We start from the raw sequence: 23,826 nt of genomic DNA, 5'->3' as shown, positions 1-23,826 counted from the left end.
GCGTTCCGGCGACGACCCTGGCCCCTGGCATAATTCATTTTAGCCCGGGAGGGCACCCGTGCGGCCTGCAACTCAGAGCGTCACGAGGATCTTGCCGAAGACCTTCCGGGATTCCAGGCGCTCCAGCCCCTTCGCGAAATCGGCCAGGGGCAGGACCGTGTCCACCACGGGGGTGATGCCGTCCGCCATCTTGGCCATGGCGTCGCGGATATTGGCCATCGAGCAGCCGAACGAGCCGGTGATGCGGTACTGCTGTTGGAATAGCTGCATCAGGTTCATGCTGGTCGAGACGCCCGAGGTGGAGCCGCAGGTGACGAGCCGTCCCCCGCGCTTGAGGCAGAGGAGCGAGCCGTTCCAGGTGTCGGGGCCGACATGTTCGAAGACCACGTCGACGCCCTTGCGCTTGGTCAGGCGGCGGACCTCGCCCTCGAAGCGCTCCTCGCGGTAGTTGATGACGTGGTCGGCGCCGAGCGCCTTGGCCTTCTCGCCCTTGGCGTCGTCGCCCACCGTGGTGAAGACCGTGCAGCCGATGGCCTTGGCCATCTTGATCGCCGCCGTGCCGATGCCGGACCCGCCGGCATGGACGAGGATGCTCTCGCCCGGCTCAAGGCGGGCATTGTCGAACAGCATGTGCTGCACGGTGCCGAAGGCCACCGGGGCGCAGGCCGCATCGGTGAAGCTGACGCCGTCCGGCATCTTTATGACGAGGCGCGCCGGCATGGTCACCCGCTCGCGGGCGAAGCCGTCGATGTGGAAGCCCATCACGCCGGAGACGTCCTCGCAGAGGTTGTCGCGGCCCTCCCGACAGGCCTTGCACCGGCCGCAGGTCCGGGCGCCGTACATCGCCACCCGGTCGCCCGCGGCCAGGCCCGTGACGCCCTCCCCGACGCAGACGATCTCGCCCGAAGCCTCGGCCCCGACCGCCAGGGGCAGCTTGCGCTTGGCGAAGGCCATGCCGCGGAAGCCCCAGACGTCGATGAAGTTCAGGCCCACCGCGCGCACGCGGATCTGGACCTCGCCGGGGCCGGGGGGCGCGGGCTCCGCGACATCCTCGAGGCGCAGGTCGCGGTCACCGTGGAGCTGGAGGGATTGCATCGGTTCGCTTCCGTTCGCGGGGCGCCGCGGATGCCCCCGCAGGGGCTGGGCGTTCATGCGCCCCTCGCTAGCCTCCGCGGGGCCAGGCATCAACCCGCCGGGCCGGCCTCACTCCGGCGACAGGTAGCGCCGCCGGGCCCAGCCGAGGATCGGGCCGGCCTTGACACGGCACCAGGTCAGACCGCTCGGGGTGTCCGCGGTGCAGCCGAAGCCGCGCAGGCGGGCGCCCAGCGGGGCCTGGCCGAGGGCGGGCGCGGCGGCATCCGGCGTCTCGCGGATGCTCAGGGTCTCGCCGCGCGGGAGCCCGTCGACCCGGAACGCGTCGGCCGCCGCGGCGGAGCCGGTGGCGAGGAGCAGGAGGACCAGCGCGGCGGGGATCGGGGACATGCTCGGTTCCGCCTCAGGAGCGATGGACGCCCATCATCGCGGTGAGGCCGCCGTCGACGGGCAGCACCGCGCCGGTGATGTAGGCGGCGCCCTCGCCCATCAGGAAGGCCGCGAGGGCGGCGACGTCCTCCGGCCGGGCGAAGCGGCCGGCCGGGATCTGGCGCTCCATGGTGGCGCGGTAGGCGGCGTAGGGGGCCATCATCCCGGTATCGATGAAGCCCGGCGCGATCACGTTGACGGTGACGCCGCGCTTGGCCGACTCGACCGCCAGGGTGCGGCAATAGGCGATGAGGGCGCCCTTGGTCGCGGCGTAGGCCGCGTTGCCCGGGTTGGCCCGGAGGGCGGCCACCGATCCGATGGCGACGATCCGTCCCGCGCGCGCGCGGGTCATGCCCCGGACCAGGGATTTCGCCAGGCGCGTCAGCGACCAGAAGTTCACCTGCATGGCCGCCTCGGCCCGGTCCTGGTCCAGCATCGCCGCCAGGGCGTCGTAGGACTGGCCGGCATTGTGGACGAAGCCGTGGAAGCCGTCGCCGGCCTCGAGTTCCTCGCAGAACGCCGCGACGGCGGCGCGGTCGGCGAGGTCGAGGGCCAGCGCGGTGATCGTGCGGTCGGGATGGGCCGCCGAGAGATCCGCCACCAGCGCCTCGGCGGCCTCGGCGGAGGACCGGTAGGTGAAGGCGACGTCGTGGCCGGCGGCGACCAGGGCCCGCACGATGGCGGCGCCGAGGCCGGAGGCGCCCCCGGTGACGAGGACTCGGCGGCCGGGCCCGGCGCTCGGGTCCGTCGTCATGCCGGCTCGTCCGCCAGAACGAGGCAGGTGTTCTGGCCGCCGAAGCCGAACGAGTTCGACAGCACCCGACGCACCGGCACGTCCCGGGCCTCGGCTACGATGTCGAGGGGAATGGCGGGGTCGGGCACCGCGTAGTTGATGGTCGGCGGGATTCGGCCGTGCGCGATGGTGAGCAGCGAGATCACCGCCTCCACCGCGCCCGCGGCCGTGAGGGTGTGCCCGATCATCGACTTGTTGGACGAGACCGGCAGGGTGCGGATGCGGTCGCCGAACACGGCGGCGCAGCTCATCGCCTCCATCTTGTCGTTCTCCGGCGTCGAGGTGCCGTGGGCGTTCACGGTGTCGATGGCGTCGGGCGCCGTGTCGGCATCCGCCAGGGCGGCGCGGATCGCCGCGATGCCGGGGGCGCCGTCGGGGCTCGACCGGGTGCGGTGGAAGCCGTCGCCCTTCTCGCCGCAGCCGAGGACGTAGCCGAGAATCCTTGCGCCGCGCGCGCGCGCCGCCTCGGCGTCCTCCAGGACGAGGGCGCCCGCGCCCTCCCCCATGACGAAGCCGTCGCGGTTCTTCGAGAAGGGCTTGGAGGCGGCCTCGGGCGGGTCGTTCTGGGTGGAGAGGGCCGAGAGCAGCGAGAACCGGATCAGCGATTCCGGGTTCACCGAGCCGTCGGTGCCGATGCAGAGGGCGGCCGTGACCTCGCCGCGCCGGATCGCCTCGACGCCGAGTTGGATCGCCGTGGCGCCGGACGAGCACGCGGTGGAGAGGGAGATCGGCGAGCCCTTGGTGCCGAAGCGGTCGGCGATGTGGTCGGCCACCGTGCCGAAGATGAACAGGTCGTGCCAGGGGTCGAAGCGCCGGCTCGCGGCGGCGCGCTGCAGGTCCGCATAGGTGATCGGGCCGGTCTGGCCCGAGGCCTCGGCCAGGGCCTGGCGCTGCGGCCACTCGATCTCCACCGGGGGGACGGCGATGAACAGGGCGCCGGGAAAGTCCCCGGGCCGGCCGATGCCCGACTGCGCGATCGCCTCGTCGGCGGCGGCTTCCGCGAAGCGCTGGGACAGGGCCGGTGCCACCAGGGGGTCGGTATCGAGGAAGTCGACAGTGCCGGCGATGCGGGTGCGCAGGCCCTCCGTGGGGAAACGTCGGATGGCGTGGATGCCGGAGCGTCCGGCGGTCAGGGCGGCCCAGTTGTCGGCCTGGCCCTGGCCGAGGGAGGTGACGATGCCGAGGCCGGTGACCGCCACCAGCGGCCGGCCTTTCGCGTCGCGGACCTTGGCGTCCCGGGGAGGTTGGTTCGTCATCGCGCCGTCTTACACTCTTTTCGTCACCACCGGAGTCCGGGATCGCCCCGGGTCAGGCCGCCGTCACCCGGATCACGCCCTCGCCCCGGCGATGGCCCACCACCGTCACGGCGACCTCGCGCAGGCCCTTCTCGGCGACGAGCGCCGCCGCCAGGGCCGCGCCGAACGGCGCCACCGTCTCGAGGGTGTGGCCGGTGACATCGCCCAGAGCCGTCACGGCCACGCCCGGGGCGAGGCGCGCCAGGGCTGCGCCCTCCTCGGTCGTGACCGGGGCGACGCCGGTGGCACCGGCGAGGACGATCTCGGGCGCCGCGACGCCCGCCGTCGTCCAGAGGGCCGCCAGGCTGGCCTCGGTGCTGCCGGCCGTGCGCGTCGTGCGGTCGCTCGCCACCGGGCCGAGGCGCGCCAGCGCCCGGGCCCCGCGGGCGGCGGCATGCTCGGCCGCTTCCAGAACCAGGAAGGCGGCGGCACTGCCGAGGATGAAGCCGGCCTCTGCCGCCGGGGTCCGGTCGAAGACCGGGCGGAAGTCGCGGGCGCGCAGGAAGCCGCCCATCTCGTGGATGACCATGACATCGGGCCGCTCGGCGCTGTAGGAGCCGCCCACCAGCATGCAGTCCACCTGCCCCGAGGCGATCCGCGCCTGGGCGATGCGCAGGGCGTCCGTGCCCGCGGCTTCCTCGCCCATGAAGGTGCGGGACGCACCCGTGACCCCGTGGACGATGCCGATATTGCCGGCGAGCAAGTTCGAGAGCTGGGCCAGGAACAGGGTCGGGCGCAGGTCGTTCTGCAGGTGCTCGTTGAGGTAGGCGCCCGGATCGGCGGCCTCCCGCAGGCCCGTGAGGATCGCGCCGTCCACCGCGGTGTCGCGCTCGCCGCCGCCGGCCGAGACCACGAGGTGCATGCGGCCCTTCAGGTTGGCATCCCCCTTCACCCCGGCGGAATCCAGGGCGAGGCCGGCGGCGTAGACGCCCAGGCGCTGCCAGGGCTCCATCTGGCGCTGGTCGGACTTTTTCGGGATCTGGCCGTCGAGGGCGAGGGGCGCCATCGGATGCACCGTGTAGGGCGCGAAGGCCTGCGTGTCGGTGCGCGCCGGCGCGCCGGCCCCGAGGGCCGCGAGATGCGCCGCGATGCCCTCGCCCGCGCAGGAGACGAGGCCGATGCCGGTGACGACGACGTCGCGCGAACTGCTCATCTCACCTCGTCGCTCATCTCTGGACGCTCACTCGCCGCACGCTCACGCGGGCTCGCCCGCGAGATCGAACAGCCCGATCTTGCGGGCCCGCGCGCGCATCGGCCCGTCGAGGCCGGCCGGGAACGGCATGGTGCGGAAGCGCAGCTCGGCATTGGCCAGCGGCTTGCCGTCGTGCTGGATCGCCGCCTTCGTCACCGCGTAGCCCGAGCCGTCATGTTCGAGGCTGGCTTCGATCTGCAGTTCGGCGCCCGGGCCGACGAAGGACCGGAAGCGCGCCTTGTCGACGCCCATCAGGAACGGCATCTGCCGGAAGCCCAGATGGGCGAGCACGAGGTAGCCCGAGGCCTGGGCCATGGTCTCGGTGAGCAGCACGCCCGGCACCAGCGGGTGGTCGGGGAAGTGCCCCTCGAAGACCGGGCTCTCCATCGGCACGCGGGCCAGGGCCTCGATCCGGCCGGCCTCGCGGTCGAAGCGGGTCACGGCGTCGATCATCTCGAAATATTCGAGGCGCATGGCGTCCTGTGTCCCGGGCGGGCGGGGGTCGAAGGGGCGGCGTCGGTCGCCCGGGGCGTCCCGGGCGGCCCGGCTTCAGGCCTTGGCGGCCTTCTCAGCCACGAGGGCGTCGATGCGGGCGCAGAGGTTCTTCAGGACGAAGTACTCTTCGGCCGGCACCTTGCCCTCGTTGACCTCCTGGGTCCAACGCTCGAGGGGGAGCTTGATGCCGAAGGCCTTGTCCACCGCGAAGGCGATGTCGAGGAAGGCGAGCGAATCGATCCCGAGATCGTCGATGGCGTGGCTCTCGGGGGTGATCGTGTCCCGCGGGATGTCGGCGGTGTCGGCGATGATGTCCGCGACGCGGTCGAAGGTGGCGGTGTGGGTCTGGTCGGACATGCGTTCTCGCCGTGTGACTGGGTATCCCGCCGGATTCGGCCCGTGCCGATCGGGGGCCGGAGCGATCCGGCGCATGATGCCCGGTGCCCCCGGTCGCGCAGCATGCCCCGTGGGCCGGCGCTGCCGCCGCCCTGGACAGTGAAGGCGGTCCCTTACACGAGGGGGTCAGGAGGGGCAACCGTGGCCATCACGGCGTCGCGATCCGGCCGGCGTTTCCATTCCGATCCCGCGGCGATGGACTAGATGCACTGGCAGGACGTGGCCGCCGCGGCCGCTCCGCACGAGGTCGCACAACACGATGGTCCAGCTTCCCTCCGTGACGCCGGCCGGCACGCCGCCGGCGGGCGCGCCCGACCCGCGCTCGCTTTCCGACCCTCCGCCGCGTGCGGGGGCGCACCCAGTATCGGGCTCGGCGCAGAGCCTCGCGCGCCTTGCCCTGTTCCTCGCCCTGGCGGGCCTCGGGATCTGGGTCCTGCACCCCTTCATCCCGGCCCTGGTCTGGGCGGTGATCCTGGCGATCGCCCTCGGGCCCCTCTACGCCCGTGCGGAGCGGCGCTGGCCGCCGGGCCGGCACAACATCCTCCTACCGCTCCTCTTCACCGCGGCGGTGGCCCTGGTCTTCCTGATTCCCCTGGTGGTGCTGGGCGTGCAGGCGGCGCGGGAGGCCCACGACGTGGTCGCCTGGGCCCGCTCCTTCGAGAAATCCGGCATCCCCGTGCCGGACTTTCTCGGCCACCTGCCCTTCGGTGCGGCGCAGGCGCAGGCCTGGTGGGCGGAGAACCTGAGCCACCCCGCCGCCGGCTCGGAGCTCCTGCACCGCTTCGACAATTCCTCGGTGATCGGCGTGACCCGCAGCCTCGGGGCGCAGATCGTCCGGCGCGTGGTCCTGTTCGGCTTCACCCTCGTGGCGCTGTTCTTCCTGTTCCGCGACGGCCGGGCGGTCGCCGCGCAGGTGCTGGCCGCCAGCGCCAAGCTGTTCGGCCCCCGCGGCGAGCGGGTGGCACGGCAGATGGTGGCCTCGGTGCACGGCACCGTGGACGGCCTCGTCCTGGTCGGCCTCGGCGAGGGCCTGCTTCTGGGGATCGTCTACTTCTTCGCCGGCGTGCCGCACCCGGTGCTGCTCGGGGCCCTGACGGCGGTGGCGGCGATGATCCCGTTCGGGGCGCCCCTGGTCTTCGGCATCGCGGCCGCGATCCTGCTCGCCAACGGCGCGGTGGTGCCGGCGGCGGTCGTGGTGGTGGCGGGCTTCGTCGTCACCTTCGTGGCGGACCACTTCGTGCGTCCGGCCCTGATCGGCGGCACCACCCGCCTGCCCTTCCTCTGGGTGCTGCTGGGCATCCTCGGCGGCGTCGAGACCTTTGGCCTCCTGGGGCTGTTCCTCGGCCCGGCCGTGATGGCGGCGCTGATCCTGCTCTGGCGGGACTTCACGCAGGGCGAGCCGGCCGAGGGCCCCCGGGCCTGAGCCCCGGGGTCCGCATCCGGTGCCCGGACGCGTCGGTCCGAGGGCTCTCGAGGCCCCCGGGCGGCTCAGCCAGGTCGGCCCGCGCCCGATCCCCGGTCCGGTCGCGCCGCGGTCTTACGCCGGCACCCCGCCACGGTACCGGGCGAACGGGCTTCGGCCTTCCGGGCCGAACAGAATCACCGCATAGGTGTCGGGCTCCATGCCCTCGACCTCCATGCCGGGCGAGCCGGCCGGCATGCCCGGAACGGCCAGTCCCGTGGCCTTGGGCGTCTCCGCCAGCAGCCGCTTGATCGCGCCGGCCGGCACATGCCCCTCGACCACGTAGCCGCCGACCTCGGCCGTGTGGCAGGAGGCGAGGTCCCGCGGCACGCCGAGGCGCGCCTTCACCGGGTTCACGGGCCCCTCGGTCACCGTCACCGTGAAGCCGGCCTCCCGCAGGTGGGCCACCCATTTCTCGCAGCAGCCGCAACTCGGGTCCTTCGCCACGGCGACCCGGGGCAGACCCTCCGCCAGGGCGGGCCTTCCGAGCATCAGTCCCGCCGCTAGGCCGACGAGCACGTCTCGCCGGGACGCCAAGGTTTCCGTCCCCATCCTCATCTCCCGTTTGTCCTCTATTCGGCCGCCCGGGCCCGTTGACCGATCCCATCCCCCCCGCCCCTGTCCCGACAGCATCGGGCTCAGGTGCGGGGAGGCTCGGCGGCGCGCTACCAGCGGAGGAGACGCGGCCCCAGAACCGCCCCGGCCAGGGTGCACAACGCGATCGTCCCGCCGTACCAGACGGCGACGAACGGGACGGTGTCGTCCATGCAGTGCAGCGAGTAGCCGAGCGCGCTCACGGCGCCCGCTGCGAGACCCACCAGGGCTCCGGCGCGAATCAGGTCCGTCGGAGCCCCGAACCGGCGGACCGCCCAGGTGACGAGGGCGAACGGAACGATGGCGATCAGGGGGATCGAGACCAGGCATTCGAGCCAGGAATGGCCCGAGATCTGGCCATGCCAGTGCTCGCGGGGCACCGTCGTGAGGCTGGCCCCGGCCAGGGCCGCGACCGCGACGAACGGCAATGCCGCGATCCCGAGATGGACGCGGCTCTCCCCGCCCGGACTGGCCACCCTGACGAGATACCGGATCGCGAGGCCACCGACCGCGGCTGCGAAGGCGAGCTTGAAGGCGAGGAACAGGAGCGGGCGGCCCTGCATGAGGCCGGGGCGTACGCCGAGGACGGCGAGCGCGAGAAAGAGGGCACAAGCGGCGCCCACGGCCACGGCGAGGCCGAGCCGCCGGGTCATCCACGAGGTCCGAACCGGTTCGCGCTCGAAACTGCTGCCCAGGAAACCGATGAGGTCGTCCGTCTTCATCGCGCCGTGCCTCCGACCAGTTTCGCCAGCGCCTTCAGGCCACGGTGGACGCTCACCTTGACCGCCGTCTCGGACATGCCGGAGCGCGCGGCTGCCTCGGCGGTGCTCAGGCCGTCGACCTTCGTGGATTGGATCGCGCTTCTCATCTTGGCCGGCAAGTGCGCGAGCAGGCGCGCGACATCGAGGGAACTCTCCGCCGCGACGTGATCGCCGTGGGCCAGCAGCACACCCGCATCCTCGACGGGGACGTTCGCAGCGGTCGCGCGCGTCTGCCGGAGATGGTCGATCAGTTTGTATCGGGCGATGGCGTGGACCCACGGCGTCACAGGCTGCGTGACGTCATAGGTGTGCCGCCGCGTATGGATCACCATCAGGGTTTCCTGGACCAGGTCCTCCGCCTCGGTGTCCGTCCGCCCGGACCGGACCAGCTTGCCTTTGTAGTACGCGCGCAGATGCGAACCGAGGCGCTCGAGGAAGCGCCGGTAGTCGACGGCGCTCCCCCCGAGGCTGGCGACGAGCAGGCCACGCAGTTCTTCCTCCGCCTGGGACACGCGAGCTAGGCGAGCCGGTTCATGGCCGCCGAGCGGAAGAACGAAGTCGATCGCATCATCCGCCACCCCGCAGAACTCCTCATAACGGCCACGCGGTGTCGCCGAAGCACGCCGTTCGTCCGGCGATCCAGTTCACGCGGTCGGCGGCCCAATCGCCACACGGAATCGCTCCCGCCGCTCAAACGGACAGTCCGCAATCCTGGCCCGAAAGGTTACTGCGCTCCCGTCATGCCTTCACGCACAGGTATGTTGCGGGAATGATTGTCAAGCTTAGGTAGCATTCCTATACCCCGGACGGGTACGGTGAGACAGGTGGTAGGGAGGTTTCCGAGCCTTGGCGCCGGCGCGCTCCCCATCCCACGACAAGGTGTTCCGGGCCGGATCCGGCTAGGTCTGACGTCCTATCCGGTGACGGCGTCGGCCGTGTCCCCGTGCGATGTCTCGCTCGGTCCCTCCCCGCGATTGAACTGACCCGGACAAAGACCGGCCGTCCGGCCATCGACGCTTTTCTTGGAGTGCAGGCATGATCGAGGTGATCCCGAACTGGCATCCGGTCGCGGTCCATTTCACGGTCGCTCTCCTCATCACGAGCAGCGGCCTCTTCGCCCTCGGGACCTTGCTCGGGCAGCGGCCGTACGGAGGCGCGCTCACGACGGCCGCCCGCTGGAACCTCGCGATGGGTGTCGGCATCACGGTCGCAACCCTCGCCACGGGCTGGTCGGCCTACAATACGGTGGCGCACGACGCGGCCTCGCACCGGAACATGACGATCCACCTGCGTTGGGCCGTGGCCACCGCGCTGGTCTTCCTCGCCGCCGGGGGCGTCGCCTGGTTGGAGCGCCGAAAGAGCGCCGGAGCGGGCCTCGTGCTGCTGGCGTTGCTGGCGGGAGGTTCGGGCGCGCTCGCGGTGACGGGCTGGCTCGGGGGCGAGAACGTCTACCGCTATGGCCTGGGCGTCATGGCACTCCCGACATCCGGCGACCACGTCCATCCCGGTGGCGGCGACCATGCCGAGGGGCATAGCCACGCGCACGACCACACCCCCACGAATGACGCCGTCACGCCCGATGCCGTGGGCAGGACCGATGCGGTCCCGGCTCCGAGTGCCCTTCCCAACGACCATACCCATTGACCGTCCCGCCGCCGCCCGCTGCGTCGCCCATCCTGCAGAACCTGTCCGGGACCCGGCTCATGGCGGAAATGCAACAGAGGGTTGTTATCGGAGATTGTTGCTGTCGGGGGGATTGCAGGCCCCGCCGGGCTGCGCGATGTTTTCTCCAGATCGGGCCGGAATCCTGAGCGATGCTCTTCCTGCGCACAGTGATGCTCGCCGTCCTGGCTTTCGCTTTGGCCATCGCGCCGGCGGCGGCATGCACGATGGGCCGTCAGGCCGCGGCGGCCGACCGTTGGCTCTCCGACGCCTCCGCGCGGATGCCGCACCCCGACCCCGCGCGGGCGTCGCGGGCTTCCGACACGCCGGACAGCGCTCGGGACGCGGCGCGTCATGCGCCGTCACAGGACGGTCCCTCCGCGTCCGCCGGCGATGACGGCGGCCCGGGACACCGACACGGTTCGAAGCGCCCGGGCGGCCCGTCGCCCTGCTGCGCCCTCGGCTGCCAAGCCGCGTTGCCGACGATGGCAGGGGGCGGACCGCCCTTGGAGGACACGCCCTCCGACCGCGGACGGATCGGACGGGCGGACGGACCCGTCGACGCCCATCCGCTCCGGATCGAGCGACCGCCGAGGCTCGGCGCCTGATGCGCGGGCGGCTCTCGCGACCGCCGACGGCCGTTCCGACGGGACGGCCACCCCCTCCCCCCTCATCGCCTTGGTGCCCTGGTCGAGCGCGACCCCGTCGTCGGCTTCCGCCGTGCGGCCGGCGGCTCGCCGGGCCATGTCCCCGGCCCTCCGCCTCAGTTCGGGAAATATACGATGTTCAAGTTGCCGAGACCGGCCGCGCTCGCGGCGGTCCTGCCGCTCGCCGGCTGCATCCCCGCCACAGTGCCCGTCGGGCTTGTCCTGCCCTCCGACCCGAACGCGACGGTCCCACCCCCTCGCTACGCGACGGTCACCCGGGGCGTGAAGGATTTCGGTGTGGTCGAGACGAAGGACTGGCTGGAGCTCAACCGGCAGGTGGCCCCGAAGGCGGGGTCCGGCGGGACGGGAGGCATGCCGGGCATGGACGGCATGGGCGGAAAGCGCGATTCGGGAGGTCGGTGATGGTCCGTCTCTGTAACCCGATCGATCCCCCTCCCGGACTAACGGTCATGGGACGCAACACGACCACGCCGGGAGATGCCGGTACGACGGCGCGTCCTCCGGGCGGCGCCGTCCGGGGGCGCCCGGGGGGCGGGAGCTTGACCGGGAGCTTGGCTGGCGTGGCCTTGCTGCTGGGAGGCTGCGCGAGCTTCTCACCGGATGCAGGCCTGTCGGTCGCCAGCGAATATGCCTCGCTCGAACTCGGCAAGGACATCGCGAAATCGAGCGACCAGGGGATCGCGCCGAGCGCGGAGGCGCGGGTGGATGCGCTGCTGCGGCGTCCCCTCACGGCGGATGGCGCCGTCCAGGTCGCGCTTCTCAGGAACAGGGGCTTGCAGGCCGCCTTCAACGGCCTCGGCGTCTCCGAGGCGCAGTACGTGCAGGCGACCCTGCCGCACGCCCCGACCTTCTCGATCACGCAATGGGGGCTCGGGTTCAACACGGAGATCGAGCGCTCCGTGGCCGCCAGCGTGCTGGACCTGGCGACGCTGCCGGCCCGCGCCGAGATCGCCCGCCAGCGTTTCCGGGGCGACCAGTACAACGCGGCGGACCAGGTCCTGAAACTCGCGGGCGAGGCCCGGCGCCAGTTCTATCGGACGGTGGCGGCCAACCAGGCCATCGCCTTTCTCGAACAGGCGCTGGCGAGCACCGAATCCGCGTCGACCTTGACCCAGCAACTGGGCGAGACGGGTGCACTGAACAAGCTGGAGCAGGCGCGCGAGCACGCCTTCTACAGCGAGTTGGGGGCGCAGCTCGCCAAGGCGCGCGTCCAGCAGCGGGCGGAGCGGGAGCGCCTGACCCGCCTGCTCGGCCTCTGGGGGCGGGACATCGAGTTCCGCCTTCCGAAGGACCTTCCCGCGCTGCCCAAGCGCCTCGTGGACGGTCGAGGCATCGAGGTGGAGGCGCTGAGGCGGCGGGCCGACGTACAGGCGGCCCGCTTCGAACTGCAGTCGCTCGTCGGGCAGTTCGGCCTGGACCAGGCCACTGGCTTCATCAGCGTCTTCGACGTGGGCTTCGCGAACCAGTACGCCCGGTCGCGGACGTTCGAGAGTGGTGCCGCCCCGAAGGTCGACAAGGGCAGCCTGAACGGATTCTCGGCCGATCTGACCATCCCCATCTACGATTTCGGCACGACGGCGGTCCGGGGCGCGAAGGAGGCCTATCTCGCCACGGCGAACCGGCTGGCGGAGCGTGCGGTGAACGCCCGCTCCGAAGTCCGCGAGGCCTATCAGCGGTACCGCGGCCAGTACGACATCACCCGGCATTACCAGACGAGCGTCCTACCCTTGCGCAGGACGATCCAGGACCAGGCCCTGCTCCAGTACAGCGGCATGCTCCTGGACGTGACGACGCTCATCATCGACGCCCGGGCCAGGATCCTGAGCAACATCCAGGCCATCGAGGCGAAGCGCGACTTCTGGATCGCGGCGACCGACCTCAAGGCGGCGACCGTCGGCGGCGGGTTCTCGGCGGACAACTTCGGCGGCGAAGCCGCCGGAGGCACCCCGGGCGAGAGCCTCGCCGTCGGGACGCCCGGCGGTTGAGCCCCGGAGCCCGGTCCGCCCATGTCATTCGGAGAGGCCTCATGACCGACATCTCGCGCAGAAGGATCCTGGGAGCGGGCGGCCTCGTGCTCGCCGGCACGTCGATGATCAGCGGACGGGTCCAGGCCGCGGGCCTGCCGGAGGCCCCGATCATGGACAAGGCGACCATGCAGCCGCCGCTCTATCCGACGAGCGGGCCGGACTACCAGCCGGTGGTGACGCTCAACGGCTGGACGCTGCCGTGGCGCATGCGCGGCGACTGGAAGGAGTTCCACCTGATCGCCGAGCCGGTCGTGCGGGAGATGGCGCCCGGCATGAACGCGCGGCTCTGGGGCTACAACGGGCAATCGCCGGGCCCGACCATCGAGGCGGTCGAGGGCGACAAGATCCGCATCTTCGTCACCAACCGCCTGCCGGAGGCGACCGCCGTGCACTGGCACGGGCAGACGCTCCCCAACGGCATGGACGGGGTCGCCGGGCTGACACAGCCCGGCATCCCCCCGGGCAAGACCTTCGTCTACGAGTTCATCCTGAGGCGCTCCGGCACCTTCATGTACCACCCGCACTCGGACGAAATGGTCCAGATGGCGATGGGCATGATGGGGTTCGTCGTCGTGCATCCGCGCGACCCGGCCGAGCGGCGGGTCGACCGCGACTTCGTCTGGTTGCTGAACGCCTACGACATCGAGGCCGGGTCCTACGTGCCCAAGGTCAACACGATGCTCGACATGAACCTGTGGTGCTTCAACAGCCGCGCGTGGCCCGGCATCGATCCCCTGGTCGTCCGCCAGGGCGACAAGGTGCGGATGCGCTTCGGCAACCTCACCATGACCAACCACCCGATCCACGTCCACGGCTGCGACTTCAAGGTCACCGGCACGGATGGCGGCTGGATCGACGAGCGCTATCAGGTGCCGGAGGTGTCGGCCGATGTCGCCGTCGGACAGATGCGGGTGATCGAGTTCAACGCCGACAACCCGGGCGACTGGGCCCTCCACTGCCACAAGTCGCACCACACCATGAACGCGATGGGCCATGCGGTCCGGACGTATATCGGCGTCAACCTGAAGAGCACGGTCAAGCAGATCCAGAAGATCGCGCCCGGCTACATGCCGATGGGTTCGACGGGCGGCGGCATGATGGCCGAAATGGAGATGCCGCTCCCTGAGAACACGCTGCCGATGATGACCGGCGCCGGTCCGTTCGGCTCCGTCGAGATGGGCGGGATGTTCACGGTCCTGAAGGTGCGGCCTGGACTGGCGGCCGACGATTATCGCGACCCGGGTTGGTACCAGCACCCGGCAGGCTCCGTGGCCTACGAATGGACCGGCGAGCCGATGCCCGAGCCGGCGCGCGCGCCGGGCACGACGAAGGGCCGGCGGGCGCGCCAGACCGACCTCCGGGCCGTGGATCCGCGCACGCGGCGCACCGCGTCCAACGCGGGCGGCCATGAGCCCTGACCGGTCGACCGCGCGTCGCCCGAGCCCGCGGACGGCCCCCCCGGGCTGCCGCCCGGGCAGATCCGTTCGGACCGGGAGCGATCCCGTCCGGACTCCGCCGCACCGGTCGCCGATCCGCTCGACGGGGCCGGCGTGGTGCTTCGCTGGTTTCAAGGAGAACCGACCATGAGACGCAAGATCCCGCTCGCCGTCCTCTCGATGGCCTTCCTGGCGGTCGCGATGCCCGCCTGGGCGCAATCCGTGAGGGGGACGGTGACGAAGATCGACCCGGCCGCCGGCAAGGTGACCCTCGACCATGCCGCGATCCCGAAGCTCGACATGGGCGCGATGACGATGGCGTATCCGGTCAAGGACCCTGCGGTGCTCAAGGGCCTCAAGGCCGGGGACAAGGTCGATTTCGACGTGGTCGAGACCGGCGGTGCGTACACCGTCACGACGATTCAGAAGGCGAAATAGCGCCCTCCCCCCAGGGGCCCTCGCACGATCGCCACCCGGTCCGGTGCGAGGGCCGTCGAGCCTTGAAATGGAGCCCCGATGCGACGCCTGATCCTGTCCACCGCGCTCGCGGCCGTGCTTGTCGGTTCGGTCGCGCCTCCCGCCGGCGCACAGCCCGCGACGGGCGCGCCCGCAGCCCTGGAGCGGGCGCGCGACACGATGGCGACCCGGTTCCGGGACACGAAGCTTACCGGAGACCCGGACCGGGATTTCGCCGCGCTGCTGATCGCCAGCCTCGAGGAGACGCTGTTCCTGGCCAAGGCGCAGCTCGATTACGGCGCCGACCGTCAGCTGCGCGAGATCGCGCAGACGATCCAGGACACGCAGCAGGCGCGGATCGACGCCCTGAAGCAGTGGCAGGTCCGCAGTCGCGAGGCGGGCTACCGGCCGCAGCCCAACCAGACGCCGCCGGGCGAAGGCCCCCTCGACCGGGCGGTCCAGGCGGCGCCGGCGAAAACCCAGCCCGCATCGCCCCCCGCTCCGGAGAAGCCGGCCGCGTCGGCGACGCCCGCCAACGCGCCCCTCGTCGCCGGGACGGTGAAGAAGGTCGACGAGGCCGCGGGCAAGGTCACCCTCGACCACGCGTCCATCCCCAATATCGACATGGACGCGATGACGATGGCCTACCGGGTCCAGGACCCCGCTCTGCTCAAGGGTCTCAAACCGGGCGAGAAGGTGCGCTTCTCCGCCGAGCGCATCAACGGTTCGATCGCGGTGACGCGGATCCAGAAGGCGAAGTGAGGGCCGGCGGCGGGCATCCTGGCCATCGTCTCGCGATCGAGCCCAAAACCCCGGGCTGCCTCGCGACGAGCGTTGCCGTCGATGAAACCGAACCGCCACGGAGACCTCCACGGCAAACATCCTGGGGCCCTCCCGAAAGCGAAGCCTCCCACTGGCGGGCTTTGACCCGCCCGTATCCGCCCTTCGCGGACGCTCTCGGGGAGGGCTCTCGGGGAGGGGCTTGTCACCGCCCGACACGGACAGGTCGCGGGCACAACGGCCGAGCAGGCGTGCGTACGGTTCGATTGCCTCGCCTGCGACCGCGTTCTTGAACCGCACTTGTGGACCGCACTCTTGGACCGCACTCTTGGACCGCATGGCGAGGACCCCCGCTGGCAGGGGCCGGTCGATCGCGGCATCGCCTGCCGCCGCGAGTGCCCGGACTCCGTGGTCCGGAAGAGGAGGCGGTCACCGGCCGGGATCAGGGCCCCCGCGCCGAAGTCTCTGCCCGGCCCGATGACCCCGTGCCCGAGGGGGTCCCCGGGGGACCGATCCGCACCAATTCGGCCGGGTTCTCCTGGTCGAGGATCGTGAGGGCGGCCGCGAGCGGCACGTAGTCGTTGACCAGCCTCACGGCATCGAGGCCGAGCGCGATGCCGATCTCACCGGGGTCGAACCGCCAACCCGCGTTGGTCAGGCGCGTCCCATCGCCCCCGACCCGCCCGGCGACGGCGAGGAAGGCGGCGCACGGCCTGACCGTGCCGGGTCGATCGAGATAGGACCGAATGGCCTCCACAGGGCCGGGGAAGCCGGCGGTCGCGACCTTCCAGATCGGCGTCGGGTCGGCGCCCGGCCGCGGCAGGACGGCGAACCGGGCGTAGGTGCCGCCGATGTCGGCCAGGAGCACGGGAAAGGGAAGCATCGCTTTCGATCTCCGGGCCTCAAGGCCTCGCGGCGTCCGCCGTCTTGAGGCTGAGGACGTAGTCGATGACCGCATCCAGCTCGTCCCGGTCCAGCCGCACGCTCGGCATCCATTGATGGTGGCTCTGCAGGAAGACGTTGAGCGCGACGCCCGTGGTCGAGGGCATGGCGGCGATGGTCCGGAAGTCTGGTCCGACGTGTCCGCCGTCCTGCGGCTCCCTGCCGATGACGTGGCACCGGCTGCAAAGCTGCGCGGCCACGGTCCAGCCCCGGATGCGGTGATCCTCCCCCGGACGGGCAGTGGCCGGAAAACCCAGCGTGACCGCCGCCAGCCCCGAACAGGCCAGCCATCCGATCCGGGATGGTGTCGCTGGGGTCATGGCTTTCGCGCCAGCTTGAGCCATGCCAGAGCGGAGGCGAGACTCACGCCGCCGAGCGTCACGTGGGCCCAGGTCGCGACATCGTTGGCGGCGAACCCGAGCATCCAGGGGGCCAGCAGCGTCCAGGCCCCGATGAGCGCGATGGCACGCTCCAACACGGCGCGGAAGCGAAGCTGGTTGGCGGTGGACAGCCCGAAGACCAACAGGCCCGGCAGGAGCGCGGAGGCGCCGGGGCGGCCTTGGTCGACGAGGATGAGGACCCACGCGGCCAGCACCAGCGCGACGCCGGCCGCGTGCTGCAGGGCGCCGAGCAGGATCTCGTCCGTCCGCCATTCCGGTGGCGAGGGGCGCGCGTGCAGGTTGGATCGAGCCATGGGACGCCTCCGACCGGTGCCCGCGACGACATCCGCCGCGGTTCGCTGCCGTCATCCTCTCGCCGCGCGGGCCGCCCGGCCTTGATCTCGCTCAAAGTCTCTCCGCGGCGCGGCGTCAGGCATGAACCTCGGCGATGATGCAGCCTGGGTCGACGACCTCGCTGGCCGGCGCAACGACCTCCAGGCGCCCGCCGACCGGCGAGACGATGTCGTGGAGCGCCTCGCCGATCCGCACGGCGGCCACGGCCTCCCCGGCCCTTACCCTGGCCCCGTCCGCGACCAGCCAGCGCTCCAGGATGCCTTCGGGCAGCATCCCCGTGGACCACAGATCCTCGGATACGCGAACGTCCGGCATGGCCGGCCTCCCTTGCTGACGCGCGCCCGGGAGATCGGGGCGCAGTGACAAGGTGATGGTACGGGATCGGGTGACGCGTTGATCTGGATCAGGACCCGCTGACCTCCGGCCCACGACGGCGGGGCGGACGTCGGGGCCGCGTTGAGGCAGGTCAAGGCGCCCCGTGCGGCGCGGCGCATGCTGCTCCCGGGTTCCTTCTCGGGTCAGCCGCATGCTCCTCGCCATGTCCGCCAGCGTCGCCCTCGTCATCACCACCATCCTGGTGCTGTACGAGATCCTGCGCCTGACCTCCGAGCACCTGGCGGAGCTTCCGATTCCACCGCGCGCCCGCATCCTCGTCGTGGTGCTGGCGGCCTTCGTCGGGCATACGGCGGCGGTGTGGATCTATGCCGGCGCCTATTGGCTGCTCGTGCTGCGGCTCGGTAACGGCGCCTTTGCGGGCGTACCGGTCACCACCTTCGAGGACTGCCTGTACTTCTCGGTGGTGACCTACACGACGCTCGGCTTCGGCGACCACTTCCCGGTCGGGCATGCGCGCCTCATCTCCGGCGTCGAGGCCCTGAACGGCCTGTTGCTGATCGGCTGGTCGGCCTCGTTCACCTATCTCGCCATGGAGCGATACTGGCCGCTGCACGGCAAGGGCCAAGCCCATCGGGTGGCGTCGTCCGGCTCCGGCAGCACGCTCCTTGCGCCGAAGCGGACGCGCTTCTTTCCGCAGACGGGGGCCGAGTTTGCGGCAGATCAAGGCGCCCAGCCGGATCCGGGGTCAACTCCGCTCGCGGGGGACGCGACGGCGTCTCGCCGCGCGCGCACGGAGGCGACCCGATGAGGATGTTCCTGGTCACGTTCCACAAGCTGGTCAGCGACGATACCGGTCACGAGCGGCCTGCGCGCCAGCATCAGGTCCTCGTTCCGGCCACGTCGGAGGCCTCCGCCCGCGCAGCCGGGCAGGCGCTGTTCTGTGAAGCCAACGGCATCGTGGATTGGCGGCTGCGTGCGGATTCCTGCGAGGCCGCCGCGGTGCAGGAAGAACGCGCCTAGCGGCGCGAGGATCGGGAGCGAGGTCATGGCGCACGAGCTTACCGAACCGGTGCACTGGCGCGGGCGGCAGTGGGCCGTCACCGGCTACGGCATCGAGGCACTCGATGGGATGTACCACGTGTCGGCCGCGGAGATCTGGTCGGGCCCCGACGGCACGCTGCCGTGGCTCGAAGCCCTGCACCGTCGCTACGGCACGGACCACGAGGACCTGGACGCGGCCCTGACGGTCGCCCGCACGATCTGGTCCGCCCCCGATGCCCTGCCCCCCCTTGGGCACGACACGGGCCCTCGTGGCGCGCGCGGCATCGACCGATGACCGAGATACCGGTCCCGGTCGCAAGCATCCTGACCGAGCCGAATGACCCGGAGGGCCTGAGCGCCGCCGTCGGCCCCTCGAAACCACGCCTGCTGGGTGTTCTCGGACCGGGCCTGATCACCGGGGCCTCGGACGACGATCCCAGCGGCATCGCCACCTACGGGCAGGCCGGGGCGCAGCTCGGGTACGGCCTGTGCTGGACCATGCTCTACAGCCTGCCCCTGATGGCCGCCGTGCAGATGGTCTCGGCCCGGATCGGGCGCACCACCGGCCACGGCATCGCCGGCGTGCTGCGCCAGCACTATCCCAACGGCCTGCTCCAGGGCGTGGTCCTGCTCCTGCTCATCGCCAACATCCTGAACCTCGGCGCCGACCTCGGCGCCATGGCCGATGCCCTGAATCTCCTGCTGCCGGGCCCGCGCTGGCTCTATGTCGGGCTGTTCTCGGGGGCCTGCGTGTTCATGCAACTGGTGCTGCAGTACACCCGCTACGTCGCCGTGCTGAAGTGGCTGACCCTGAGCCTGTTCGCCTATCTCGGTGTGGTCGTGTTCGCCCATGTCTCCTGGTCCGAGCTCGGATGGGCCATGGCCGTGCCGCGTCTCGACGGCAGCGGGGCGAGCCTCACCACCCTGGTGGCGATCTTCGGCACCACGATCAGCCCGTACCTGTTCTTCTGGCAGGCGGCGGAGGAGGCCGAGGACCTGCACGCCTTCCCGCGGCGGCGCGACCTCGCCCACGCACCCGAGCAGGGAAAGGCGGCCCTTCACCGCATCCGCGTCGATACCCTCGTCGGCATGACGTTCTCGAACATCGTCGCCCTGGCCATCATGGTGACGACCGCCGCGGTGCTGCACCCGCACGGCATCACCGACATCCAGACCTCGGCCCAGGGCGCCGAGGCGCTCCGGCCCATCGCCGGCCCCCTGTCGGCGGGCGTCTTCGCGCTTGGCATCGTCGGCACCGGGCTCCTGGCGGTGCCGGTCCTGGCCGGCTCGGCGGCCTACGCGGTCGGCGAGGCGCAGCACTGGCCGGTCGGATTCGGACGTCACCTGCTCGAGGCACGCGCCTTCTACGGGACGGTGGCCCTCGCGACCCTCGTCGGCATGATCATCAGCCTGGGCGCCGTCGACCCGATCCGGGCGCTCTACTGGAGCGCGGTCGTCAACGGCGTCATCGCGGTGCCGATGATGGCCGTGATGATGCTGGCCGCGTCCCGCACCGACATCATGGGGGCCTTCGCCGTGCGCGGGCCGCTCCGGTGGCTCGGCTGGGCGGCCACCGCCTGCATGATGCTCACCGTCGCCGCGATGCTGATCAGCGCCGTCCTTCCGTTGCGATAGATCAAGGTCGACCGGACCTCCCTCCCCGATTCTCGGCGCCTGCAGCTTTGGAAGGACGGGCCATGCCAGGGACGGATCAAGCCTCGAGACGGGTCGTGCTCGTGGCCGAGCCGCAGGCGCTGCCGGCCATGTGGCTGGAGGACACGCTGACGGATGAGGGCTACGCGGTCGAAGGCCCCTATCCCACCTGCGAGGAGGCCGTGGACGGGTTGGCCCGCAGCGAGCCGGCCTTCGCCCTCGTCAGCGTCGACCTGCAGGAAGGCCCCTGTTTCCCCCTGGCCTGCGCGCTGCGCCGCCGCGGGATCCCGTTCGCGCAGTTCGCGGGCTCGATTCCCGTTCCAAAAGCCTTCGGCGACGTCCTCGTCCTCGACCGCCCCTGCCTGACGGAGGCCGTCGCACGGGCGATCCGGCTCCAGCGATTGGCGGAAGGGGCCCGGGCCGAGCCCAGGGAATGCCCGATGGAGGGCGGGATCCGCTCCGGCCAGGCTCTTGAGGTGGATCAATGCCCCCCGGCCTGCGGAAGCCAGGATACGGCACCCGGCCATCGTCACGAGGACGGATGCCGGTCCCTCCCCGAAGGAGATCTCCCATGAACGACAAGATCCTCCGCCAAAGCATCGTCGACGAGCTCGATTTCGAGCCTAGCATCGATGCGGCCAACATCGGCGTCGCCGTGGACAACGGCATCGTCACGCTCACGGGCCATGTCGGCAGCTACACCGAGCGGCTGGCGGCCGAGAAGGCGGCCCGGAAGGTGCGCGGCGTGCGCGGCGTGGTCGAGGAGATCAAGGTCCGCTTCGCCGGCGAGGCACCGCCCCGCGACGAGGACTTGGCCCGACGCGCCGTTCAGATGCTCGACTGGTCCGTCAGCGTTCCGCCGAACGCCATCCAGGTGAAGGTGCAGGACGGCTGGGTCACGCTCACCGGCGAGGTCGCGTGGCAGTACCAGAAGGAGGAGGCCCAGGCCGCGCTCAAGCGCCTCTCGGGCGTCGCCGGCATCATCAACATGATCGAGGTCAAGCCGGCGGCGAGCGCCACGGACGTGCGCGCGAAGATCGAGGCGGCGCTCAAGCGCAACGCCGAGGTCGAGGCCGACGCGATCAAGGTGACGGTCAAGGACGCCAAGGTGACCCTGGAGGGCAAGGTGCATGCCTGGCACGAGCGCGACCTCGTCGAGAACGCCGCCTGGTCCGCTCCCGGCGTGCGCTCCGTCGTGGACCACCTGACGCTCGCTTGAACGACCGACCGGGGTCGGGTTCGCCGCCGGCCCCGCGCCGCCCCTTCCGAAGCCGTCGCCGAACGGGAGATCCCCATGTCCTATGCCAGCCTCATGGTCTCGGTCGATCTCGGCGAAGCTGCGCGCGGCCGGATCCGCCTCGCCGGGCACCTCGCCGACGACTTCAAGGCCCGCCTCATCGGCATCGCGGCCGAGATGCCGGCCTACGAGGCTGCGCCCATCGGCCCGATGCTCGGAGGCGCCTTTTGCCTCCCCTCGGTTCAGGAGGCCGTCCTGAACGACCTTCGGATCGCGCACGCGACCTTCGACGAAGCCGCCGCCGGCCGAAGCCGCGTCGAGTGGCGCTCGAACCTGGACTTTCCGCTGGAGTTCCTGGCCCGCCAGTCGACCGCGGCGGACCTCGTGATCGTCGGCCGGGGCGACGCGGGCAACCCGCTCCTGTCGGTCGATCCAGGGGATGCGGTGATGCGGCTCGGCAGTCCGGTGCTGGTGGTCCCGCCGGAGATCGACTACCTCGATGCGCAGCGGGTGGCGGTCGCGTGGAAGAGCACCCGCGAAGCGCATCGGGCCGTCCGCGATGCGGTGCCCTTCCTGAAACGGGCGTCCCATGTCGTCGTGCTGACCGTCGATGAGGGCCAGGGCGCCGGCGATACCCGGGACATCGTCAGCCTCCTCCAGGCCCATGACGTCCACGCCACCGCCATGCCGAAGGACGCCTATGGCGCCACGACCGCCGAAGCGCTCGTCGAGGCGGCCAGCGAGTACGCCGCCGACCTGATCGTGGCAGGGGCCTATGGCCACGGCCGCCTGCGCGAATGGGCCTTCGGGGGCGTCACCCGCAACCTGCTCGCCGGCTGCCCCGTCTGCTGCCTCCTGAGCCACTGACGGAGACGAACGCTCGGCTTGGAGCGACCCCATGACCGGCAGGCTGAACCTCATGATCCCGCACGACGGCTCCGTCGTCGTCTGCGACGGCCGCAAGGCCTTGGTGCTCCGCAACGAGGGGCACCCGCGCGCCCTGGACCTGCGAATGGAGAGGGTGTTCGAGGCCCCGCCCAACCCGCCGACCCGCGAGCAGGGCACGGACAGGCCTCCGCGGGTCAGGCTGGGAAACCGCCGCAGTTCCATCGAGCAGACGGACTGGCATCGGATGGCCGAGACCCGCTTCGCCCTGGACGTGGTGACGGCCCTGGACCGCATCGATCCTCTCCTCGCCTTGGTCGTGGTCGCACCGCCGAGGATGCTCGCGGAACTTCGGCGTGTCCTGCCCGAGCGCCTGCGGCGGGCCATCGTGGCCGAGGTCGACAAGGACCTGACCAAACACCCGGTCGAGGAGATCGGGCGCCATCTCGCCGATGCCTGAAGGACCGACCTCGGGCCGCCGGCCCGAAGCCGATGGTGGGCGACTCCAAAGGCCGCCCGCAAGCCGGGCCTGCCGGGTGAGGCGAGAACGGGAGGATCCGGGCGCGGAGCGCGGCGTGCCGGGACCGGCGCCTCAGTGAGCCATCAGCACCGGCATCCGGGCGTTCTCGATGACGTGGCGGGTGACGCCGCCGAGCAGGAACTCGCGGACCCGGCTGTGGGTGTAGGCGCCCAGTGCGAGCAGGGAGGCGTCTCGCGCCTCGGCCTCCGCCAGGATCGCCGCCCCGACCGAAGCCGTTGCCGTCATCGGCAGGTTCACCGTCTCGGCCACGATGCCGTGCCAGCGCAGATGTTCCGAAAGGTCGGCGGCGCAGGCCTCCGCGAACCGCTCGGTGCGGACGTGAAGGACGGTCACGCGGGTGGCCTCGCGCAGGAGGGCGATGGACTGGCCGATCAGGCGCGTCGCTTCCAAGCTGCCGTTCCAGGCAATGACCACATGGTAGAGCGGATCGTAGGTGACGGGCTCCCCGATCATCAGGGTCGGTCGGCCGACGGAGAACAGGGCCGTGTCGAGTGCCCGCCCGGTGAAGGGCTGCGCCGGATCGGGGCGGTCGACGATGATGAGATCGTTGACCCGGCCGAGGCGCGTCAGGAGCGGTTCGACCTCGCCGGAATGTTCGGACCAAGCCGCGAAGGTGGCATCGAGGCGCTCGCCGGCCGGCATGAACGCGACGCCCTGCCGGGCGCACCAGGCTTGCAGGGCTGCCTTTCCGGCGATGGCGGCCTCGCGCACGCCCTGCTCGATCGCCTGGATGGTCAGGTCGTCCACGGGCACCAAACTCGCCATTCCGGCGAGGACGTGCTCGGGACCGGGGGCCATGAAGCCGACCCCGATATGGGCGTGCAGGCGGCGGCTGAGGCGCAGCGCGGCATCGAGCCGGGGCGTCGCGTCGTTCCCGGGGGCCGTGGGTACAAGGAGGCAGCGCAGGTACACGAGTTCC

The 23,826-nt window shown here is 71.3% G+C and carries 30 protein-coding genes; 15 read left to right on the top strand and 15 right to left on the bottom strand.

The window, feature by feature from the left end; genetic code table 11:
• Window positions 1–72 precede the first annotated feature (72 nt).
• The 7 genes from ASG51_RS20385 to ASG51_RS20355 all read right to left on the bottom strand — a co-directional run bounded on the left by ASG51_RS20385 (window position 73) and on the right by ASG51_RS20355 (window position 5,653).
• A complete protein-coding gene (locus ASG51_RS20385; protein ID WP_056220177.1) occupies window positions 73–1,095 on the bottom strand; it encodes a zinc-binding dehydrogenase in 1,023 nt (340 codons plus the stop codon).
• A 108-nt stretch (window positions 1,096–1,203) separates the two neighbouring features.
• Entirely contained in the window at window positions 1,204–1,482 is a 279-nt protein-coding gene (locus ASG51_RS20380) for an SH3 domain-containing protein (RefSeq protein WP_056382715.1), read from the bottom strand.
• Between the two features lie 13 nt (window positions 1,483–1,495).
• Window positions 1,496–2,275 carry an SDR family NAD(P)-dependent oxidoreductase gene (locus tag ASG51_RS20375; RefSeq protein WP_056382713.1) on the bottom strand — a complete coding sequence of 260 codons (780 nt, stop codon included), beginning with the start codon at window positions 2,273–2,275 and terminating at the stop codon, window positions 1,496–1,498.
• Complete coding sequence (locus ASG51_RS20370; protein ID WP_056382711.1) at window positions 2,272–3,570, bottom strand: beta-ketoacyl-ACP synthase; 1,299 nt, start codon at window positions 3,568–3,570, stop codon at window positions 2,272–2,274. The genes ASG51_RS20375 and ASG51_RS20370 overlap by 4 nt, the downstream gene beginning before the upstream one ends.
• A gap of 52 nt (window positions 3,571–3,622) precedes the next feature.
• Window positions 3,623–4,762 carry a beta-ketoacyl-ACP synthase gene (locus tag ASG51_RS20365; RefSeq protein WP_056382708.1) on the bottom strand — a complete coding sequence of 380 codons (1,140 nt, stop codon included), beginning with the start codon at window positions 4,760–4,762 and terminating at the stop codon, window positions 3,623–3,625.
• A 42-nt stretch (window positions 4,763–4,804) separates the two neighbouring features.
• On the bottom strand, window positions 4,805–5,275 hold the full coding sequence (locus ASG51_RS20360) for a 3-hydroxyacyl-ACP dehydratase FabZ family protein (protein ID WP_056220162.1): 471 nt from the start codon (window positions 5,273–5,275) through the stop codon (window positions 4,805–4,807).
• 75 nt (window positions 5,276–5,350) lie between these two features.
• Window positions 5,351–5,653, bottom strand: a complete 303-nt coding sequence (locus tag ASG51_RS20355; RefSeq protein ID WP_055949487.1) for an acyl carrier protein — start codon at window positions 5,651–5,653, stop codon at window positions 5,351–5,353.
• 298 nt (window positions 5,654–5,951) lie between these two features.
• Here ASG51_RS20355 and ASG51_RS20350 point away from each other — a divergent pair, with 298 nt between their 5' ends.
• Entirely contained in the window at window positions 5,952–7,115 is a 1,164-nt protein-coding gene (locus ASG51_RS20350; RefSeq protein ID WP_082514154.1) for an AI-2E family transporter, read from the top strand.
• Window positions 7,116–7,229: 114 nt separating this feature from the next.
• Here ASG51_RS20350 and ASG51_RS20345 read toward each other — a convergent pair whose 3' ends face one another.
• The 3 genes from ASG51_RS20345 to ASG51_RS20335 form a co-directional block, all read right to left on the bottom strand.
• Window positions 7,230–7,706: a DUF411 domain-containing protein gene (locus tag ASG51_RS20345; protein WP_056220158.1), complete on the bottom strand. Its 477-nt coding sequence runs from the start codon at window positions 7,704–7,706 to the stop codon at window positions 7,230–7,232.
• 113 nt (window positions 7,707–7,819) lie between these two features.
• Window positions 7,820–8,470, bottom strand: coding sequence for a DUF1109 domain-containing protein (locus tag ASG51_RS20340; protein ID WP_056382707.1), 651 nt, complete (start codon window positions 8,468–8,470; stop codon window positions 7,820–7,822).
• Window positions 8,467–9,021: a sigma-70 family RNA polymerase sigma factor gene (locus ASG51_RS20335; protein ID WP_056270687.1), complete on the bottom strand. Its 555-nt coding sequence runs from the start codon at window positions 9,019–9,021 to the stop codon at window positions 8,467–8,469. Before ASG51_RS20335 ends, ASG51_RS20340 begins: the two co-directional genes overlap by 4 nt.
• Window positions 9,022–9,544: 523 nt before the next feature.
• Between ASG51_RS20335 and ASG51_RS20330 the strand changes: the two genes are divergently transcribed.
• From ASG51_RS20330 to ASG51_RS20300, 6 genes are all read left to right on the top strand, one after another.
• Window positions 9,545–10,153, top strand: a complete 609-nt coding sequence (locus tag ASG51_RS20330) for a DUF2231 domain-containing protein (protein WP_056348522.1) — start codon at window positions 9,545–9,547, stop codon at window positions 10,151–10,153.
• Between the two features lie 800 nt (window positions 10,154–10,953).
• Complete coding sequence (locus tag ASG51_RS20320; RefSeq protein ID WP_056270524.1) at window positions 10,954–11,241, top strand: hypothetical protein; 288 nt, start codon at window positions 10,954–10,956, stop codon at window positions 11,239–11,241.
• A 47-nt stretch (window positions 11,242–11,288) separates the two neighbouring features.
• Complete coding sequence (locus ASG51_RS20315) at window positions 11,289–12,824, top strand: TolC family protein (RefSeq protein WP_056270522.1); 1,536 nt, start codon at window positions 11,289–11,291, stop codon at window positions 12,822–12,824.
• Window positions 12,825–12,865: 41 nt separating this feature from the next.
• Window positions 12,866–14,284, top strand: a complete 1,419-nt coding sequence (locus tag ASG51_RS20310) for a copper oxidase (RefSeq protein WP_056382703.1) — start codon at window positions 12,866–12,868, stop codon at window positions 14,282–14,284.
• Window positions 14,285–14,449: 165 nt separating this feature from the next.
• Window positions 14,450–14,740 carry a copper-binding protein gene (locus ASG51_RS20305; RefSeq protein ID WP_056270518.1) on the top strand — a complete coding sequence of 97 codons (291 nt, stop codon included), beginning with the start codon at window positions 14,450–14,452 and terminating at the stop codon, window positions 14,738–14,740.
• Between the two features lie 78 nt (window positions 14,741–14,818).
• Window positions 14,819–15,520 carry a copper-binding protein gene (locus ASG51_RS20300; RefSeq protein ID WP_056382701.1) on the top strand — a complete coding sequence of 234 codons (702 nt, stop codon included), beginning with the start codon at window positions 14,819–14,821 and terminating at the stop codon, window positions 15,518–15,520.
• Between the two features lie 460 nt (window positions 15,521–15,980).
• Here the strand turns inward: ASG51_RS20300 and ASG51_RS20295 are convergent, their stop codons facing one another.
• From ASG51_RS20295 to ASG51_RS20280, 4 genes are all read right to left on the bottom strand, one after another.
• A complete protein-coding gene (locus ASG51_RS20295; protein ID WP_056382699.1) occupies window positions 15,981–16,421 on the bottom strand; it encodes a glucokinase in 441 nt (146 codons plus the stop codon).
• A 19-nt stretch (window positions 16,422–16,440) separates the two neighbouring features.
• Window positions 16,441–16,800 (bottom strand): hypothetical protein, encoded by a 360-nt coding sequence (locus ASG51_RS20290; protein ID WP_056382697.1) that lies wholly within the window; start codon window positions 16,798–16,800, stop codon window positions 16,441–16,443.
• Window positions 16,797–17,174 carry an SPW repeat protein gene (locus tag ASG51_RS20285; protein ID WP_056220126.1) on the bottom strand — a complete coding sequence of 126 codons (378 nt, stop codon included), beginning with the start codon at window positions 17,172–17,174 and terminating at the stop codon, window positions 16,797–16,799. Before ASG51_RS20285 ends, ASG51_RS20290 begins: the two co-directional genes overlap by 4 nt.
• 115 nt (window positions 17,175–17,289) lie before the next feature.
• Window positions 17,290–17,529: a biotin/lipoyl-containing protein gene (locus ASG51_RS20280; protein WP_056270502.1), complete on the bottom strand. Its 240-nt coding sequence runs from the start codon at window positions 17,527–17,529 to the stop codon at window positions 17,290–17,292.
• 211 nt (window positions 17,530–17,740) lie between these two features.
• Between ASG51_RS20280 and ASG51_RS20275 the strand changes: the two genes are divergently transcribed.
• From ASG51_RS20275 to ASG51_RS20240, 8 genes are all read left to right on the top strand, one after another.
• A complete protein-coding gene (locus ASG51_RS20275; protein WP_082514153.1) occupies window positions 17,741–18,358 on the top strand; it encodes a potassium channel family protein in 618 nt (205 codons plus the stop codon).
• On the top strand, window positions 18,355–18,570 hold the full coding sequence (locus ASG51_RS20270; RefSeq protein WP_056348500.1) for a hypothetical protein: 216 nt from the start codon (window positions 18,355–18,357) through the stop codon (window positions 18,568–18,570). Before ASG51_RS20275 ends, ASG51_RS20270 begins: the two co-directional genes overlap by 4 nt.
• Window positions 18,571–18,595: 25 nt before the next feature.
• Complete coding sequence (locus tag ASG51_RS20265) at window positions 18,596–18,886, top strand: hypothetical protein (protein ID WP_056382695.1); 291 nt, start codon at window positions 18,596–18,598, stop codon at window positions 18,884–18,886.
• Window positions 18,883–20,226: a divalent metal cation transporter gene (locus ASG51_RS20260; RefSeq protein WP_056382692.1), complete on the top strand. Its 1,344-nt coding sequence runs from the start codon at window positions 18,883–18,885 to the stop codon at window positions 20,224–20,226. The genes ASG51_RS20265 and ASG51_RS20260 overlap by 4 nt, the downstream gene beginning before the upstream one ends.
• A gap of 95 nt (window positions 20,227–20,321) precedes the next feature.
• A complete protein-coding gene (locus ASG51_RS20255) occupies window positions 20,322–20,819 on the top strand; it encodes a histidine kinase (RefSeq protein WP_347379763.1) in 498 nt (165 codons plus the stop codon).
• On the top strand, window positions 20,816–21,463 hold the full coding sequence (locus ASG51_RS20250) for a BON domain-containing protein (protein ID WP_056382690.1): 648 nt from the start codon (window positions 20,816–20,818) through the stop codon (window positions 21,461–21,463). The genes ASG51_RS20255 and ASG51_RS20250 overlap by 4 nt, the downstream gene beginning before the upstream one ends.
• A 75-nt stretch (window positions 21,464–21,538) precedes the next feature.
• Window positions 21,539–22,348: a universal stress protein gene (locus ASG51_RS20245; protein WP_056382688.1), complete on the top strand. Its 810-nt coding sequence runs from the start codon at window positions 21,539–21,541 to the stop codon at window positions 22,346–22,348.
• Window positions 22,349–22,379: 31 nt separating this feature from the next.
• Entirely contained in the window at window positions 22,380–22,826 is a 447-nt protein-coding gene (locus ASG51_RS20240) for a host attachment protein (RefSeq protein WP_056382686.1), read from the top strand.
• A gap of 132 nt (window positions 22,827–22,958) precedes the next feature.
• On the opposite strand, the gene ASG51_RS20235 is transcribed toward ASG51_RS20240, so the two are convergent.
• Entirely contained in the window at window positions 22,959–23,819 is an 861-nt protein-coding gene (locus ASG51_RS20235) for a universal stress protein (protein WP_056382683.1), read from the bottom strand.
• Window positions 23,820–23,826 lie beyond the last annotated feature (7 nt).

The organism is Methylobacterium sp. Leaf465, from assembly GCF_001424705.1.
In the GTDB taxonomy this organism is placed as follows: Bacteria; Pseudomonadota; Alphaproteobacteria; order Rhizobiales; family Beijerinckiaceae; genus Methylobacterium.
Note: the sequence above shows the minus strand (reverse complement) of the source record. Positions and strands in the feature narration are given on the sequence as shown.